We start from the raw sequence: 15,602 nt of genomic DNA, 5'->3' as shown, positions 1-15,602 counted from the left end.
ATCGCCGCGCCACTTGCAACCCGTCAGACCGCTCAGCGAACTTGGCGAGGTAGGCGGGCTTTCTTACGCGATCAGCGTTGGCGTCTGGGCGGGAAAAGCGCCAAGTTCGATTGTCCTGCGAGCGCCGGCCTCGCGGACGATGTCGGCGATCGGGCCGAATTGCGCCACCAGGGGATTGGTCTTGCGCCAGATCATGCCGATTGTGCGAAAGGGCCGCGGCTCAAGAAGGCGAAATACGCTGACATCGGCTGAGCGGGTCTCGGTGCGCACCGCCATCTGCGGCAGCAGCGTGACGCCGATGCCGGCGCCCACCATCTGTACCAGCGTGGTAAGCGAGCTTCCTTCCATAAGTTCGCGAGGGGGCGCGGCTGCGATGTTGCAGAAAGAGAGCGCCTGCTCGCGGAAGCAGTGTCCTTCTTCGAGAAGCAGCAGACGCATCTCGTGCAGCATCTCGGAGCTCGGAACAGGTTTGCCAGCGTCCTCCAGCGGACGCACCAGCACGAATTCCTCATCGAAGAGCGGAATTTCCTCAAGCGTCGGCTCTGAAACGGGCAGGGCAACGATCGCGGCATCGAGCCTTGCTTCGTGCAGGTCTTCGATCAGCCTCTGTGTCACCGCCTCGCGCGGGCGTGGATCGAGCCCTGGATAGCGCTGCGTCAGAGTCTTGATGACGTCGGGCAGGAGATACGGGGCAATTGTAGGAATGACGCCGATGCGAAGCCGGCCCGCAAGCGTCGTCTGCGTGGCGCGGGCCAGTTCCGCCAGATCGTCGACCGAGCGCAGGATGCCACGCACGCGCTCCGCAAACTCCTCACCGAGGCTCGTCAGCCTGATCTGCCTGCCGCCGCGTTCCACCAGCGGCGCCCCGATCAGTTCCTCGAGCTCACGGATTTGTACCGACAGTGCGGGCTGGGAGATCGCACAGGCTTCGGCGGCGCGGCCGAAATGCCCCAACCGTGCAAGAGCCTCGAAATAACGCAGGTGCTTCATGGATAGGCCTATCATAATCAAAACCTATCAGACCCTTTAGAATATACAATTGGAATTTTTCGAGTGAGTTGCTCATTCCCTATCTCGGGACTTGAAGCCGACACGAGGTTCAACGACCCGCTCAAACACTTGGTACGCGATTTCAACCCGAGTTCGAATTTTAGGGAGAGTTAACGTGGACACGAAGACACAATCGGCCGGCAAGTGTCCGGTCATGCACGGTGGTAACACGGCACTCGGCAAATCCGTTACGCAATGGTGGCCGAACGCGCTGAACCTGGACATTCTGAGCCAGCACGACACCAAGACCAATCCGCTCGGCAGGGATTTCAAATATCGCGAGGAGCTTAAGAAGCTCGACGTAGAGGCTCTGAAGGCCGATCTCCGGGCACTGATGACCGAAAGCCAGGAATGGTGGCCGGCCGACTGGGGTAGCTATGTTGGCATGATGGCCCGCGTGACCTGGCACGCAGCCGGCTCGTATCGCGCCGCGGACGGCCGTGGCGGCGCCAACACCGGCAACCAGCGTTTCGCACCGCTGAACTCCTGGCCGGATAACGTCAACACCGACAAGGGCCGGCGCCTGCTGTGGCCGATCAAGAAGAAGTACGGCAACCGGATTTCCTGGGCCGACCTGATCGCGCTCGCGGGCACAATTGCCTATGACGTCGCCGGCCTGAAGACCTTCGGCTTCGGCTTTGGCCGCGAAGACATCTGGCATCCGGAAAAGGATGTTTACTGGGGTGACGAGCAGGAATGGCTCGCGCCAAGCGATGGCCGCTACGGCGATGTGGCAAAGCCCGCGACGCTGTCGAACCCACTCGCGGCGGTCCAAATGGGCCTGATCTACGTCAACCCCGAGGGCGTCAACGGCAAGTCCGATCCGCTCGCCACCGCCGCGCAAATGCGCGAAACCTTCGCCCGTATGGGCATGGACGACGAAGAGACTGTTGCGCTGACCGCCGGCGGCCACACCATCGGCAAGACCCACGGCAACGGCAACCCCGCTGATCTCAGCGCCGATCCAGAAGCGGCAGGTCCGGAAGCCCAGGGTCTCGGCTGGATGAACACCAAGGGTCGCGGCATTGGTCGCAATACGGTTGTCTCGGGCCTCGAAGGTGCCTGGACCACCGAACCGACCAAATGGGACAACGGCTTCTTCGAAATGCTGTTCAAGCATGAATGGCATCTGGTGAAGAGCCCGGCAGGCGCCACCCAGTGGGAGCCGATCTCGATCGCCGACGCCGACAAGCCCGTCGACGTGGAAGACCCGAGCATTCGCCTCAATCCGATGATGACGGACGCCGACATGGCGCTTCGGGTAGACCCGATCTACCGCGAGATCTCGCTGCGCTTCCGCGACGATTTCTCGGCATTCTCGGATGCCTTTGCTCGCGCCTGGTTCAAGCTGACCCACCGCGATATGGGCCCCAAGGCGCGCTACATCGGCCCGGATGTGCCGGCCGAAGACCTGCTCTGGCAAGACCCGATCCCGGCAGGCAGCACGAGCTACGACGTTTCGGCCGTCAAGGCGAAGATCGCCGCTTCCGGCCTTTCCGTCGCCGACCTCGTCAGCACCGCATGGGACAGCGCCCGCACCTTCCGCGGTTCGGACAATCGCGGCGGTGCCAACGGTGCCCGCATCCGGTTGGCGCCGCAGAAGGACTGGGCCGGCAACGAGCCTGAACGCCTCGCCCGCGTTCTTGCGGTGCTGGAGCCGATCGCTGCGGCAAGCGGCGCTTCGGTTGCCGACGTCATCGTCCTCGCCGGTAACGTCGGCGTCGAACAGGCCGCCAAGGCTGCCGGCTTCGACATCCAGGTGCCGTTCGCAGCTGGCCGTGGCGATGCCACCGAAGCGCAGACCGACGCGGACAGCTTCGCGCCGCTCGAGCCGCTCGCCGACGGCTTCCGCAACTGGCAGAAGGAGCATTACGTGGTCAGCGCCGAGGAACTGCTCCTCGACCGTGCCCAGCTGATGGGCCTGACCGCGCCTGAGATGACGGCTCTTGTTGGTGGCCTGCGCGTCGTCGGCGCCAATCACGGCGGCAGCAGCCACGGCGTCTTCACGTCCAAGGTTGGTGCGCTCACCACGGACTTCTTCGTCACGCTGACCGATATGGCCTATTCATGGGTCCCGACCGGCCGGAACTCTTACGAGATTCGTGATCGCAAGACAGGCGATGTCCGGTTCACCGCGACCCGTGCCGACCTTGTCTTCGGTTCCAACTCGGTGCTGCGCGCTTATGCCGAAGTCTATGCCCAGGACGACAGCAAGGAGAAGTTCGTGAAGGACTTCGTTGCCGCCTGGACGAAGGTGATGAACGCCGACCGCTTCGACCTAAACGCCTAAAGGCGAAACGAGCTGCAGCAGCACTCGAAAAAGAACCTCCCGTGTGCCACAGCGCACGGGAGGTTCTCTGTCTTCTGGCGGGCTATCCGGGCCGTTTTCGCGCCGGCCATCGCCAGACTAGCTGGTCTTTTTCGGGCTACGTCCCGCGCCCGCATCTGACTTCGCCGCGCCTTTGTCGTCTCCCGGTGCTGTCTTATGAGTGGGATTCTTTCCGGAACGCTCGCGTGCGTGTGCTTCCGGTCCGGCAACGATCACACCATTCTGATCTTCGTCGACATGCTCCTTCGCCCGACGATTTGTAACGTCTTTGGCCATTGGTCCAATCTCCTTTCGCTGCTCCTCGCAGGTTAATGACCGGAGACGAGACTGGTTCCCTCACGTGATCGGCTGATGGCGCAATACGGCTCGGAGGCCAACGACGCCCGTGCGCTGCTACGCCAACTGATCGAAATGCGACTGGAACAGGGTCCGTTTATCAAGAGCACCCGCTGACGGGCTCCTGAATGACGTCAGCTTACTTCCTTTCCCCTCGGATATGATCCCTCTTGTCTTCCGGCACGAGATGGCGAATTGCTTCGGCCGCCCCTCGTTCGCCCAATCGTCTCGTATCTTGCAGCATCAAGCGGACCACGGTTGATGGTTTGAGCGCGCTCAAATGGGCAACATTTAGTACGAACGTGTATTGATCGGGCTCTAAACGGATATGGATCTTGGCTGTTTTCTTTTTCAAAGTGCTATCCTACAGAGGTGATGGCAAACCCTCTCGGGCTACGCCGCGATTGCGCCATAGAAGCAATTGAAGCGGTCGGTCGTTTCGAAAGGCGTTCCACGCCTTGATGCTAAGGGCCACGCGCTCCGCCTCCGCTAGCCGTACGCGACGTGACGCACGGGTCTTGATCAAGCGTTCGCGCAGATGACGTATGGGACTGTGTTCCGCCAAATTCACTCCGTCGATCAGCCTTGCGAAAAATACGTCCGCGAGATCGGCATCCTTCTCCGCGAAGGTGCAATGCAGCGCGGCGGCAATGCCGTTTCCCATAATCTCGTGGATCGCCGCCACGTTTCTCAGGCTATTCCTGATCTCTGGAACCGCTTCGAGCAGCTCAAGCAATTCGCCGATAGACGGAGATGAATTCGCGGCCAGAACCACGCCCGTCCGGATCATCCAAAGCCAGCGTAGTGCTGATGCCAGGGTGATCGTATTGGTCTCGCCATGCTCGCGAAGCACGTCGTTCATCGATCTCTTGCGCCCGATGTCGAGGGAGTTGATGACGTCGGTCGGCAGGCCTTCCACAACAATGGCCGGAATGGCCTTCATCGCCTTCTTCACGGCTTCCAGACGATGCTGCCCGTCTAGCAGTCGTCCATCGCTATCTATTTTGATCGTCTGGCCATTCAGTTGCCAGCGACCAGCCTCGATATCGCGCGCATACTTGGCTATGACCGCCGACGATACTGCCCTGTTTGGTCCGCGATCCGCCAATAGCTTATCCGCCATCTCGGGACCGATCATGAGCGCCTTGATCTTGATCCTGTGAGCGTTTAGGGGCGCAGCCTCCAGTTTCTGAGGAGCAATCGCACGGCTCAAAGGTCCCCAGTCGGAGCTGTTTACAATGCGGGGGAAGCTCTCGCGATCTGGCGAAAAGCGCAGCAGCTTGATTGTCCTGCCGGCCAGGAAGGCATTCAGGGCCTTGATTGAAACAGCAAGTATATAGGTCTGCTTCCTGGCGCCACCCTGTCCGCGCGTCGTCTGCAAGATGTCCCGCAGCTGGACGATGGGATCATCAGGGGCGTCAGTTATAGGATCTTGAATTTGCGCTAGAAATTGGCGGCGCGAACGGAATCGACTGCACTTGTCAGGTAATGGAGCGCAATGCCGCAACCATGAGGCATGAGTGGCATGGCGCGTAGCGCCGGCTTGACGCTGTCGCGGATTTCCGGGTGTTCCTCAAGCACACTCAGAAGCGTGGTGGGGGTCGGCCCTTTGCTTGTGCCGGGTGCTCCTCCCCAGTTATACGTCCAAACAATCTTAAGGGCTGCGCCTAGTGCTCGACCGTGCTTTTCCTTGCGCATCGATAGAACATCCGCAAGCGTACGCTTGCGGATTGAATCAATGGTCTCGAAGGCTTTGATATCGACGCCCTGTATCACCAAGGTGTCGAAGGGTGCGTTTGATCGTGCGCAGGCATTAAGTCGTGCCCGGCCGTCAAGTACCTGCCCATCGGAAGACAATACGATAGGAGAGCCATTCAATATCCACCGTCCGTCATGCATATCTCGTTGAAATGCCTGCACGGAAGCATGATCAAGTTTGGCGCTGCCAATGATACGCTCAAGCATAGACTTGGCGATATCGGGCGTAATTCGTTCGACGCGAGAGGTAATATTTGGAAAATCACTCATGACGCCTCCATCGTTACGTTAGCGTACCAAAAAATGGCTTTTTATGAAGTCAGTTTTCTGTCGCACTTACAAATGGCGGATGGATCAAACCCTGAACGATGATTTGATTGGTTAGGCCGTCAATTCCTCGATCTCACGTCGTGATTTTTGCATGGTCGAGACGTTGGTGCTGGCGTTTTGTGAGACGCGGCGAAGGCCACGAATAATCGCAAATCCGCATCCGGCTCTTTGTTCGCCGGCATTGCCGGGCAAGCAGTTTTAGCTTTGACGACCCCCGCAAGGAGGTGGCTGTTTGCGCAGGAATGTGAGAGGTTGCTTGTGTACCGGGATGCAAACCCGGTTGAACGCCATTTGTGAAACACGCGAAATGCAGCACAGGGGGGAAACAATGTCAGACACAAAAATGATGTCCCAGATGGCCGACAAAGCCGGCTTTATCGCAGCGCTCGATCAGAGTGGCGGATCGACGCCGGGAGCGCTGCGTCTCTACGGCATAGCGGATGCGGACTACCATGGCGAAGAAGAGATGTTTCGCTTGGTGCATGAAATGCGTGTTCGCATCATGACCGCTCCGGCATTTTCGGGTGACAAGGTGATCGGCGCCATACTTTTTGAGCGGACGATGGACGGAGAGGCCAACGGCAAGCCGGTTCCCGCCTTTCTTTGGGAAGAGCGCGGCGTGGTTCCGTTTTTGAAGGTCGACAAGGGGCTGGCGGCCGAAGTGAATGGCGTTCAGGTCATGAAGCCAATGCCCGATCTTGACGATCTGCTCGGCCGGGCGGTCAAGAAGGGTATATTCGGCACCAAAATGCGTTCAGTTATTGCCCAGGCCAACAGGGCAGGAATTGCGGCGGTGGTTCACCAGCAATTTTCCGTTGCTCAACGCATCCTTGGACATGGTCTGGTTCCGATTATCGAGCCTGAAGTATCGATCAAGAGTACAACGAAGCGAGAGGCCGAGGTTATCCTGCGCGAAGAGATTCTCCGCGAGCTCGACGCCTTGCCGTCCGGTCAGAAAGTCATGATCAAGCTGACGCTTCCGTCCGTCGCGGACTTCTACAAGCCGCTGATCGACCACAAGTCGGTTATCCGCGTCGTCGCTCTGTCCGGTGGTTACAGCCGTGCTGACGCCTGCGAAAAGCTGAGCCATAATCACGGCATGATCGCAAGCTTCTCCAGGGCTTTGGCGGAAGATCTTCTTGTCACGATGAGCACTGCTGAATTTGATCGAAGCCTCGAGCTCGCGATCGACCAGATCTACGCCGCAAGTGCCTCAAAAAAATAGCGGGTGCCGGAGCGCGGCGGCCTCTTTCAAGAGGCGGGCGATGCTAGATACCAGAGCCGTCCAACTGCAAGCTATCCTCGCCTTCCCAGGGCGTCGGCATTGAGGTGCGGTTGAGGCTGGCCGAGGGCATCGGCATCCAGCACTTCAATTCCGGTTCGGCATATTCGATCAAACGGCCGGGCGAGGAGTCGGACGCGCGCCAACCCTCGGTCCCGAACCGGTCACCATTCGACCAGTAAGCCAAGTCGACTTCCGCCGGTCCCTGCTCGGATGGATAGATCGTGACAAGAATTCGGCTGCCGTCTCTTGGCGCGCTTGCCATGTTGCGCCAACGTTGGGGTTCATCCATCACATCGTCTCCCGGTTCCTCTCGGCAGCGATTGTCGTCCTGTCACTATGTTCGGTCAATTCAAACTTCTCACAACAGCCTACGCGGCGGGTCTGGCCGCGTAGGCTGTCTTCCGTAGGCTCCGCGCACATCAGTTGCAGACGCGGACCGTTTCAACATGAGAACCGCCGTCGTAATTGTTCTCAACCTCGCGATCCTCGTACCAGCAACGCGGGCGCGGCGGCGGCGGATCGACATAACGAGGACCGGAGTTGGCGATTGCGCCACCGATCAAACCGCCGACGACACCAGCGGCTACGCCTCCGGCAATGGCTCGGCCGGTGTTATCGTGGTGGTGGTGATCACGTGCGATCGCCGGGCTCAGGCTCCCGGCCGATATGATCGTCGCGGCAATGATTGCGCCTATTGTCCGTTTCATCGGGGTGCTCCTTTTTCAAAAGCTATCCCTTACTCAACGCTGCGAACGCAATTTTGTTCGCAAAATTGGCCATCCGATCGCGCGCCAACCTGATCGCGGAAGGAAATCACAGGCTCAATGACGCTCTTCCAGCGCACGTATGATCATGTACAGCGCCGGCACGACGAAGACGCAAAGCACCGTCGAGACCAGCATGCCGCTGACCACCGAGATCCCGATCGACCGGCTGGCATTGGCGCCGGCGCCGGTTGCAAGAACGAGCGGAACCATGCCGAGAATGAAGGCGATCGATGTCATAAGGATTGGTCGGAAACGAAGTTTGCCTGCCGTGACCGCGGATTCGAGCAGCGACTTACCTTCCTTGATCCTGAGGTCGCGGGCGAATTCGACGATCAGGATGGCATTCTTGGCTGCAAGCGCAATGAGCAAGACCAGACCGATCTGCGTATAGAGCGTGTTCTGCAGGCCGAGTGCCAGGAGCGCCGCAATCGTGCCGGCAAGGGCGAGCGGGACCGAGAAGATCACGGGCAGGGGGGCGAGCCAGCTGCCGTACTGACCGGCGAGCACGAAATAAACGAGAACCAGCGCCAAGCCGAAAGCGATGTAGATCTGGTTGCCGGTCAGCTTCTCCTGATAGGAGATGGCGGTCCAGTCCGTCGTGGCACCGTCGGGAAGCGAGGTGGCCGCCGCCTTGTCCATGATCGCCATTGCCTCGCCGGAGCTCACATCGGATTGCGGCCGCCCGACAACGGACATGGCGGGGTGGAGATTGTAGAGTGAGATCAGCGACGGGCCGATCTTTTCCTCCACCGTGACGATGCTGCCAATCGGCACCTGCGACCCCGATCCGTTTGGAACGGTCAGCCGCGCAATGCCCTCGGAAACGCTTCTGAACGAGCCCTCCGCCTGGACATACACTTGGAACGTGTGGCCGAAGCGCGTGAACTGGTTGACATAGGTCGAGCCGAGATAGCCCGACAACGTGTTGAATACGTCGCCGATTGGCACGCCCAGCGTCGCGGCCTTGGTCCGGTCGATGCTGACGGCAAGCTGTGGCGCGTTGACGTTGGCGTTCACCTGCACGTTCTGCAGGCGCGGGTCCTTTTTGGCTTCCGTCGCCACACTATTGGCGATATCCGCGAGCCGCCCGAAGTTGCCGCTGCCGTCCGTTAGCTCGACCATCATCGTGAAACCGCCGGTGTTGCCAATGCCCTGGATCGAGGGTGGCGGGACGACCGTCGCGAAGCCGTCGGAGAGGTCGGACAGGCTCTTGGATATCTTTTGATAGAGCGGCAATAGCGCTTCCGATTTGCCGCGTTCATCCCAGGGCGTTAGGACAATATAGGCAAGACCGGCGCTCGGGAGCGGGGCGTTGTTGTCGAGCAATGACACGCCCGCGACTGTGATGACGTTGTCGACGCCGGGCTGGTCCTTCAGCTTAGCCTGCACCTCCTTCAGCGCCTTGTCGGTACGCTCCAGCGAGGCGCCCGCCGGCAATTGCACGGCTGCCACGAGATAGCCTTGGTCCTCGAGCGGCAGAAAGCCGGTCGGAACGCGTGACAAGCCGACGAAGGCGAGCGCCACCACGATCGCGGTCGCAAGGGCAATCACATAGCGAAAACGCAGCATGCGGGAGAGAAGGCTGGTGTAGCCATCCTCCAGACGGTTGAAACCGCGGTCGAAGAGCCTGAACACGATGTTGCGCTCCTCGACCGGCTTGACGGGCCGCATCCAGAGCGCCGCCTGCACGGGCTTCAGCGTGATGGCGTTGATGGCGCTGATGACGGCTGTGCTGGCGATCACGAGCGCGAACTGCTGATAAAGTTTGCCCGTCAAGCCGGGAAGGAAAGCGGCGGGGAGGAAGACGGAGACCAGCACCAGCGTGATGCCGATGATGGGCCCGAACAATTCCTCCATGGCCTTTTCGGCCGCCTTCGGCCCGCTCAGACCATTGGAGATCTGCCGCGCGGCACCCTCGACGATGACGATCGCGTCGTCGACGACGATGCCGATGGCGAGCACCAGCGCGAAAAGGGTCGACATGTTGATCGAGAATCCCATCGCGGCCATGGCGGCGAAGGCGCCGATCAGCGTCACGGGAACTGTGGTGGCCGGCACGAGCATCGCTCGCCAGTCCTGCAAGAACAGCAGTATGACGGCAAGCACGATGATGCAGGCCTCGACCAGCGTCTTGTACACCTCGTCCACCGCCGCGTTGACGAATGTTGTGGTATTGAACGGCACGGAATAGTTGAGGCCCGGCGGGAAGGATTTCGACAATTCGGTCATCCGCGTCTCCACCGCCTTGGCGACGTCGAGCGCATTGGCCTCGGGAAGCTGGCTGATTGCCAGCGAGGCCGATGCCTTGCCGTTGACGCGGAAGACCTGGTTGTAGGATTTCGAGCCCAGTTCGACACGGGCGATATCCTTGACGCGGGTGAGCGCACCGGTCTCGCTGTTTGTCTTGACGATTACATCCTCGAATTGATCGACCTGGTCCAGCCGACCGGAAATCTCGATCGGCGTCTGAAAGCCCTGGCCGGTATCGACAGGCGGCATGCCGATCTGTCCACCGGAAACTGTCTGGCTCTGTGCCTGGATGGCGCTGACGACATCGGCGGGTTTCAGGCCGCGCGCCTGCAGGCTGTCGGCGTCGAGCCAGATGCGCATGGCGTAGTCACCGGCGCCGTAGACCGTGACATCGCCGACGCCTGGAACGCGGGCAAGCGCGTCCTCGAGATTTATCGTCGCGTAGTTTGCCAGAAACAGGCTGTCATAATTCGAATCCTCTGCGTCGAGCGTCACGAAGGCCAGGATTGAGGTCGAGCGCTTGCGCACGGTGACGCCTTGCGACTGCACCGCGCTCGGCAGCTGCGCATTGGCCGCGTCCACCCGGTTCTGCACCAGAATCTGTGCCTCATCGGCATTGGTGCCGATGTCGAAGGTGACGGTCAGGTTGTAGGTGCCGTCGCTGGCGCTTGTCGACTGCATGTAGAGCATCCCCGGGACGCCGTTTACCTGCTGCTCGATCGGCAGAGCGACGGTGTCCATCAGCGTCTTGGCGCTGGCGCCGGGATAGCGCGCGGTGACCTGCACCGTGGGGGGTACGATATCGGGATATTGGGTAATCGGAAGGCGAAAGAAGGCGATGGCGCCCAGCAATATCGTCAGCAGCGCGATGACATTTGCGAGCACGGGGCGCTCGATGAAGAAGCGGGAGAACATGATGGTTGCTCCGATCAGTTGGCGGCCGGATGGGAGCCGGCGGACTGCTTTGCCTCGGACTGGGCTGACGCCGAAGCGTCTTTCTTCTGCACCTTGTCGCCAGGCCGGACGCCGGAGGCGGCATTGCTGATCACCCAGTCCTTCGCGGCCAGAGAGCCCTGGATCTGCTGCAGCTCGTGGCTGCGGTCGAGCGGATTGACCGAACGGCGTTCCACGACATCTTCGTCGTTGACTACGAGCACATAGCGACCTTGCTGGTCGGTGCCGATTGCCGACGGCGGCACAAGCAGGGCGCCGTTCATCACGCCCAAGGGGATGCGCAGGCGCAGAAACAGGTTCGGCACCAGATCGCGGTCCTTTTTCTCGAAGACGGCGCGCACGGAGAGCGTTCCGGTCTCTGCATCCGTCTGCGGGGCGATGTAGTCGAGCCTGCCCTTATGCGGGAAGCCGTTATCGGCCTTGGTCGCGGCTTCGACCGTGATCGTCTCCACGTCCTTCGCCGTAAATCCACGGGCGCGCGCCTGCTTGCGGATGCGCAGCATATCGGTGTCGGAGATCGAGAAGGATACATGGATCGGGTCGAGCCGGACGATGGTTGCAAGCGTTGTCGGGCTTCCGCTGCCGACGAGCGCGCCGACATCGGCCTGATGCTCGGTGACGAAGCCGTCGAAGGGCGCCGTGATGCTCGTGTAGCCCAGGTTGATCTGCGCCTCGCGCAGCGATGCCTTCGCCTGGTCAAGCTGCGCCTTGGCTTCGTCGCGGCTTGCCCGTGCATTGTCGACATTGGCTTGCGTCGTGGTCGACGATTGCGACAACTGCTCTTGGCGGTCGAGTTGCACCTGCGCATTGTTGAAGCTTGCTTGCGTCTGCTCGACCGTTGCGTGAGCCTGCTGGAGCTGTGCCTCGTATTGGTCGGGCTCGATCAGGAACAGGCGCTGGCCGGCTTTGACCTCGGTTCCATCCTTGTAGTCGATGGATTTGAGATAGCCGGAAACGCGTGCGGTGAGAGCGACGCTATCGAGCGCCTTGGCGGTGCCCGTCTCATAGAGGTAACGCGTCACGTCGGCGGATTGCGGCTGGATGACGGCGACCGATTTCGGTGCCGGAGCCTGCGGCGGTTGCTCGTTGCAGGCGGCGAGCGACAGCACGATGGAAAACAGGACAAGGCCGCGTCCGCAAACGCGGGAGAGGGGATTTTTTGTGAGAGACATGCCAACCTGCCTTTACGCGACAATAGTCGATTGAATGCGAATGAGGCCTTGGTTGTCGCAGGCTGGGGTCGCTGTGGAATTACAGCTTTGTTGCAATTTGTTGCGGACGCCGCGGCGAGCCGCAGCGTCCTGTGCGCGATGTTTCCGAGTGATTTTCGCTCAAGGGCGATCGAAGCCACCGTGCCGGATGATGGTGTTTCCTCTCGGGCCACGCGTGATTGAAGCGCCCGCGCATCGCTCGTCGTTGCAGCCGCCAATCGCGGCCTTGCCGCCGCCGCGCGGGCCATGGGTGACTGCTGCGCCGCCGCAATTGCCATCTTGGCAACCGCCCGCGACGTGTCGTCCGCCACCGCGCGGTCCGTGAGTAGAAGCAGCGGCGCCACAACCATTATCGTTGCAGCCGACGGCGACGGAGCGAGAATAGCCGCCATAGTAGCGGTTCCAGTGGCCGTACCAGGGCTGCGCGTGATAGTGGGCGTCCCAATAGGCTACCGTGAAGGCGACGGTGGCGATGCCCACCGCCGGCACGACGGTTGCCGTAAGCACGGTTGGCTGCCCTTTATAGATCACCTGCACATAGCTGGCGGCGACCCAGCCGCGATAGCCGCCCCAGCCGATGTCGCACCACGACTGATCGGCGATGCATCCATAGACGGATAGCGACGCACTGCGGGGCAGCACACTGACGACAGGATAGCGCGTGCTGGGGCCGGCGCGCAGGTTGACGTCGGAAAGCGCTATGCCGCCAGTTGCCGCGAAGCTCTTGGTCACGCCACCGAAGCAAATCACGAACAGGAAACTGATGGATAGCACGACGATCACTATGCCATCCCGGACCCAGCCGGCCACTCGGTGGAGTTTGGCGGCGTGCGCGCCGGCCGTGGCAGCGGCGGTATGGCTGCCTCTACGTTTAACCGCATTCATTGGTGGATACCTTTCTCTGATGAGCCACGGTATCGAGAATGCGGGTCGATCTTTGATGCGCTATTGCAGATTTGCTTCCAAACATTACAGCCGGCTGCTCCGACAAATCGGTCGCGCGATGCTGTCGCCTGCAACAAATTGCAATATTTCTGCAACGCTGGCGAAAGGCGGGTGTCGTTTCATGCGAGTTCGTTTGGACAGCTTGCTTGGTTTATGACGCAAGAGTGACCTCGGCGTTTTGCAACAAGATGCCGTATTGATGACAGAATGCTACTAGGGGCAATGACCGCCAGAGACGAGGAAGCGCAATGGACGAGACGTTGAAGATCCTTGTTGTCGAGGACGACCCGGAGATCAGGGACCTTCTCGACGAATTCCTCACGGGCGAAGGCTTCCTGGTGCACACCGCCGACAGCGCTGCATCCGCCCACCGGTTGATCGAGCGAAAATGGGCGGATCTCGTCGTTCTCGACGTCATGATGCCGCGCGAAGACGGATTTTCGTTCTGCCGGCGCATCCGCGCGCGCTCGCAGGTGCCGATCATCATGCTGACGGCAAAGACGACCGATATCGACCGCATCGTCGGCCTGGAGTTCGGTGCGGACGACTATCTCGGCAAGCCGTTCAATCCGCGTGAACTGCTTGCACGCATTCGTGCGGTCCTGCGCCGTACCTCGCCGGCCGGCGGAGCGCTGGAGGCCGCTAACGGGGTCAAGCGCTTCGCGGGGCTGATCGTCGATCCCGAGGCGCGCACGATCTCGACCGAGGACGGAACCGCCGTGCCGCTGACGACCACGGAATTCGATCTGCTTGCCTGTTTCCTCGACAGGCCGAAGCGCGTGCTGTCGCGTGACCAGCTACTCGATCTGACCCGTGGCGCGAGCGCTGAGACCTACGACCGAACGATCGACGTCGCGATCTCGCGCTTGCGCACGAAGCTCGCCGCTTGCCTGCCGCCAAACGTGCAGGTCATCACCACTGTGCGAAATGCCGGTTATCTCTTCAATCTCAATGTGACGGACGGCTAGATGGGCCGGTTCGGAATTCTCTCGCGCATTGCCCTCATCGTTACGGCGGCGCTGTTTCTCGGCCAGATGGTGGTCCTGCTCGCCTTTCTCTGGCAAAGCGGACGCTCCCCATTGCCGCCTTATGCGATTGCCGATCGTGTCGTCGCGGTCGTCCGTCTTCTCGATGAGACGTTGCCGCAGGCGCGCCAGCAAGTGCTTGATGTCGCCAATGCCCAGGGCTTCGGCGTGACTTATGCCGCTGGCATACCGGCCGATTTCAAGGACAATCTCAGCATCTCAAGGCTTCGTGTCGTCACCCAGGCGAAGATGGAAGAATACGCGCCTGGCCGGATCGTTCGAACCGGCACACGGCTCGGCCAGGCGGATCGCCGCGACGCCTTCACGATTACCTTCGTGGTCGGCCTGAAGAGCGGTGAGGTTGCTATCTTCACCATCTCCGACGAGACGACGCTCAGGATCTGGAATGTTCCGATCGGCTTCCTGGGCGGCCTGTCGGGCATTGTCGTTGCTCTCCTTGCTGTGCTGGCCGTCGCGCGGGAAACAAGGCCGCTGACGGAGCTTGCCCGCAGTATCGACGAACTTGGAAATCGCGTCGAACCGGTCCCGGTCAAGGAGCGCGGCGCGCGCGAACTGCGCACCCTGATCCGCGCGATCAACAACATGCAGACCCGCATTCTGGCACTGCTGACCAATCGCACGCTGTTTCTCGGTGCGGTTTCGCACGATCTGAAGACCTATCTGACACGCTTTCGACTGCGCCTCGAGATGATGCCGGCCGGTCAGCATCGCGACCGGGCGGTGCTCGACGTCGAAGCGATGGAGCATCTGCTGAACGACGTCCTTCTGTTCGCCAGCGAATCCACAAGCACGGAGACGGCAGACGAGATCACCGACATTAACGAGGCGTTGCTCTATTGCGCATCCGGCCTGGACGATGTCAGCGTCGATCTCTCGACGGCGCCCAAGGCGCTCACCGTGCGTATGCCAAGATCGGCGCTGTGTCGGGTGATCGACAACCTGCTTTCCAACGGCGTGCGCTATGGCAATCATGTTCGCGCCTACACCGAACGGCGCGACGGCGTCGCCTGCCTCGTCTTCGAGGATGACGGCCCGGGAATACCGGAGGAGGACCTCTCCATCGTCTTTGAGCCCTTCTTCCGCGGTGAGCCATCTAGAAATCGCGGCCATGGCGGTACGGGGCTTGGCCTTTCGATCGTCAAGCAGATCTTGGATGCCCATGGCGGCAGAGTGGTGCTTTCGAACAGGGATACTGGTCGCGGCCTGCGCGCCATGGTCTTCCTGCCACTCGCGGCCGCTTTGGCGACGGTCACAGACTGAAACAATGTCGAATTAGGCTGGCAAATCGACAGGGCTATGTCTGTGCTTCCCGACGTAGCGTGACGCCGCGTCTCAAGCCAG

14 protein-coding genes are annotated in these 15,602 nt (G+C 60.7%); 4 read left to right on the top strand and 10 right to left on the bottom strand.

Translation table 11 applies throughout. From position 1 onward, the window contains the following. Window positions 1-63 precede the first annotated feature (63 nt). Window positions 64-1,005 (bottom strand): hydrogen peroxide-inducible genes activator, encoded by a 942-nt coding sequence (locus tag ACODTZ_RS04790; RefSeq protein WP_489024115.1) that lies wholly within the window; start codon window positions 1,003-1,005, stop codon window positions 64-66. A 160-nt stretch (window positions 1,006-1,165) separates the two neighbouring features. On the opposite strand from ACODTZ_RS04790, the gene katG reads away from it, so the two are divergent. Continuing rightward, window positions 1,166-3,340: a catalase/peroxidase HPI gene (gene katG, locus ACODTZ_RS04785; RefSeq protein ID WP_489024113.1), complete on the top strand. Its 2,175-nt coding sequence runs from the start codon at window positions 1,166-1,168 to the stop codon at window positions 3,338-3,340. A 117-nt stretch (window positions 3,341-3,457) separates the two neighbouring features. On the opposite strand, the gene ACODTZ_RS04780 is transcribed toward katG, so the two are convergent. The 4 genes from ACODTZ_RS04780 to ACODTZ_RS04765 form a co-directional block, all read right to left on the bottom strand. Further along, window positions 3,458-3,655, bottom strand: a complete 198-nt coding sequence (locus ACODTZ_RS04780; RefSeq protein ID WP_489024111.1) for a hypothetical protein — start codon at window positions 3,653-3,655, stop codon at window positions 3,458-3,460. Between the two features lie 199 nt (window positions 3,656-3,854). After that, window positions 3,855-4,070 carry a hypothetical protein gene (locus ACODTZ_RS04775; protein ID WP_413392761.1) on the bottom strand — a complete coding sequence of 72 codons (216 nt, stop codon included), beginning with the start codon at window positions 4,068-4,070 and terminating at the stop codon, window positions 3,855-3,857. Window positions 4,071-4,079: 9 nt separating this feature from the next. Then, a complete protein-coding gene (locus ACODTZ_RS04770) occupies window positions 4,080-5,096 on the bottom strand; it encodes a ParB N-terminal domain-containing protein (protein WP_489024109.1) in 1,017 nt (338 codons plus the stop codon). Window positions 5,097-5,158: 62 nt separating this feature from the next. Next, window positions 5,159-5,743 carry a hypothetical protein gene (locus tag ACODTZ_RS04765; protein ID WP_489024107.1) on the bottom strand — a complete coding sequence of 195 codons (585 nt, stop codon included), beginning with the start codon at window positions 5,741-5,743 and terminating at the stop codon, window positions 5,159-5,161. 388 nt (window positions 5,744-6,131) lie between these two features. Between ACODTZ_RS04765 and ACODTZ_RS04760 the strand changes: the two genes are divergently transcribed. After that, window positions 6,132-7,028, top strand: a complete 897-nt coding sequence (locus ACODTZ_RS04760; RefSeq protein ID WP_489024799.1) for a fructose bisphosphate aldolase — start codon at window positions 6,132-6,134, stop codon at window positions 7,026-7,028. Window positions 7,029-7,071: 43 nt separating this feature from the next. Here ACODTZ_RS04760 and ACODTZ_RS04755 read toward each other — a convergent pair whose 3' ends face one another. The 5 genes from ACODTZ_RS04755 to ACODTZ_RS04735 all read right to left on the bottom strand — a co-directional run bounded on the left by ACODTZ_RS04755 (window position 7,072) and on the right by ACODTZ_RS04735 (window position 13,155). Then, window positions 7,072-7,377 (bottom strand): hypothetical protein, encoded by a 306-nt coding sequence (locus tag ACODTZ_RS04755; RefSeq protein WP_047514307.1) that lies wholly within the window; start codon window positions 7,375-7,377, stop codon window positions 7,072-7,074. 130 nt (window positions 7,378-7,507) lie between these two features. Next, window positions 7,508-7,795, bottom strand: a complete 288-nt coding sequence (locus ACODTZ_RS04750; protein ID WP_489024105.1) for a hypothetical protein — start codon at window positions 7,793-7,795, stop codon at window positions 7,508-7,510. A 114-nt stretch (window positions 7,796-7,909) separates the two neighbouring features. Next, the gene (locus ACODTZ_RS04745) at window positions 7,910-11,020 is read right to left on the bottom strand and encodes an efflux RND transporter permease subunit (protein ID WP_489024103.1); all 3,111 of its coding nucleotides are present in this window, start codon (window positions 11,018-11,020) and stop codon (window positions 7,910-7,912) included. A gap of 14 nt (window positions 11,021-11,034) precedes the next feature. Next, complete coding sequence (locus ACODTZ_RS04740) at window positions 11,035-12,231, bottom strand: efflux RND transporter periplasmic adaptor subunit (RefSeq protein WP_489024101.1); 1,197 nt, start codon at window positions 12,229-12,231, stop codon at window positions 11,035-11,037. Window positions 12,232-12,390: 159 nt separating this feature from the next. Next, a complete protein-coding gene (locus ACODTZ_RS04735) occupies window positions 12,391-13,155 on the bottom strand; it encodes an SH3 domain-containing protein (protein WP_489024099.1) in 765 nt (254 codons plus the stop codon). 308 nt (window positions 13,156-13,463) lie between these two features. Between ACODTZ_RS04735 and ACODTZ_RS04730 the strand changes: the two genes are divergently transcribed. Beyond that, window positions 13,464-14,183 (top strand): response regulator, encoded by a 720-nt coding sequence (locus ACODTZ_RS04730; RefSeq protein ID WP_489024097.1) that lies wholly within the window; start codon window positions 13,464-13,466, stop codon window positions 14,181-14,183. Beyond that, on the top strand, window positions 14,184-15,521 hold the full coding sequence (locus ACODTZ_RS04725; protein ID WP_489024095.1) for an ATP-binding protein: 1,338 nt from the start codon (window positions 14,184-14,186) through the stop codon (window positions 15,519-15,521). Window positions 15,522-15,602 lie beyond the last annotated feature (81 nt).

The sequence above is a fragment of the Rhizobium sp. FG113 genome (assembly GCF_057809895.1).
The sequence above is the reverse complement of the archived record's forward strand: the minus strand, read 5'-3'. Positions and strand labels throughout refer to the sequence as shown.

Coding starts and splice junctions, on each gene's coding strand:
- ACODTZ_RS04790 (WP_489024115.1), bottom strand. CDS start 1,005: ATGATAGGCCTATCCATGAAGCACCTGCGTTATTTCGAGGCTCTTGCA.
- ACODTZ_RS04780 (WP_489024111.1), bottom strand. CDS start 3,655: ATGGCCAAAGACGTTACAAATCGTCGGGCGAAGGAGCATGTCGACGAA.
- ACODTZ_RS04765 (WP_489024107.1), bottom strand. CDS start 5,743: ATGAGTGATTTTCCAAATATTACCTCTCGCGTCGAACGAATTACGCCC.
- ACODTZ_RS04760 (WP_489024799.1), top strand. CDS start 6,132: ATGTCAGACACAAAAATGATGTCCCAGATGGCCGACAAAGCCGGCTTT.
- ACODTZ_RS04755 (WP_047514307.1), bottom strand. CDS start 7,377: ATGGATGAACCCCAACGTTGGCGCAACATGGCAAGCGCGCCAAGAGAC.
- ACODTZ_RS04750 (WP_489024105.1), bottom strand. CDS start 7,795: ATGAAACGGACAATAGGCGCAATCATTGCCGCGACGATCATATCGGCC.
- ACODTZ_RS04745 (WP_489024103.1), bottom strand. CDS start 11,020: ATGTTCTCCCGCTTCTTCATCGAGCGCCCCGTGCTCGCAAATGTCATC.
- ACODTZ_RS04740 (WP_489024101.1), bottom strand. CDS start 12,231: ATGTCTCTCACAAAAAATCCCCTCTCCCGCGTTTGCGGACGCGGCCTT.
- ACODTZ_RS04735 (WP_489024099.1), bottom strand. CDS start 13,155: ATGAATGCGGTTAAACGTAGAGGCAGCCATACCGCCGCTGCCACGGCC.
- ACODTZ_RS04730 (WP_489024097.1), top strand. CDS start 13,464: ATGGACGAGACGTTGAAGATCCTTGTTGTCGAGGACGACCCGGAGATC.
- ACODTZ_RS04725 (WP_489024095.1), top strand. CDS start 14,184: ATGGGCCGGTTCGGAATTCTCTCGCGCATTGCCCTCATCGTTACGGCG.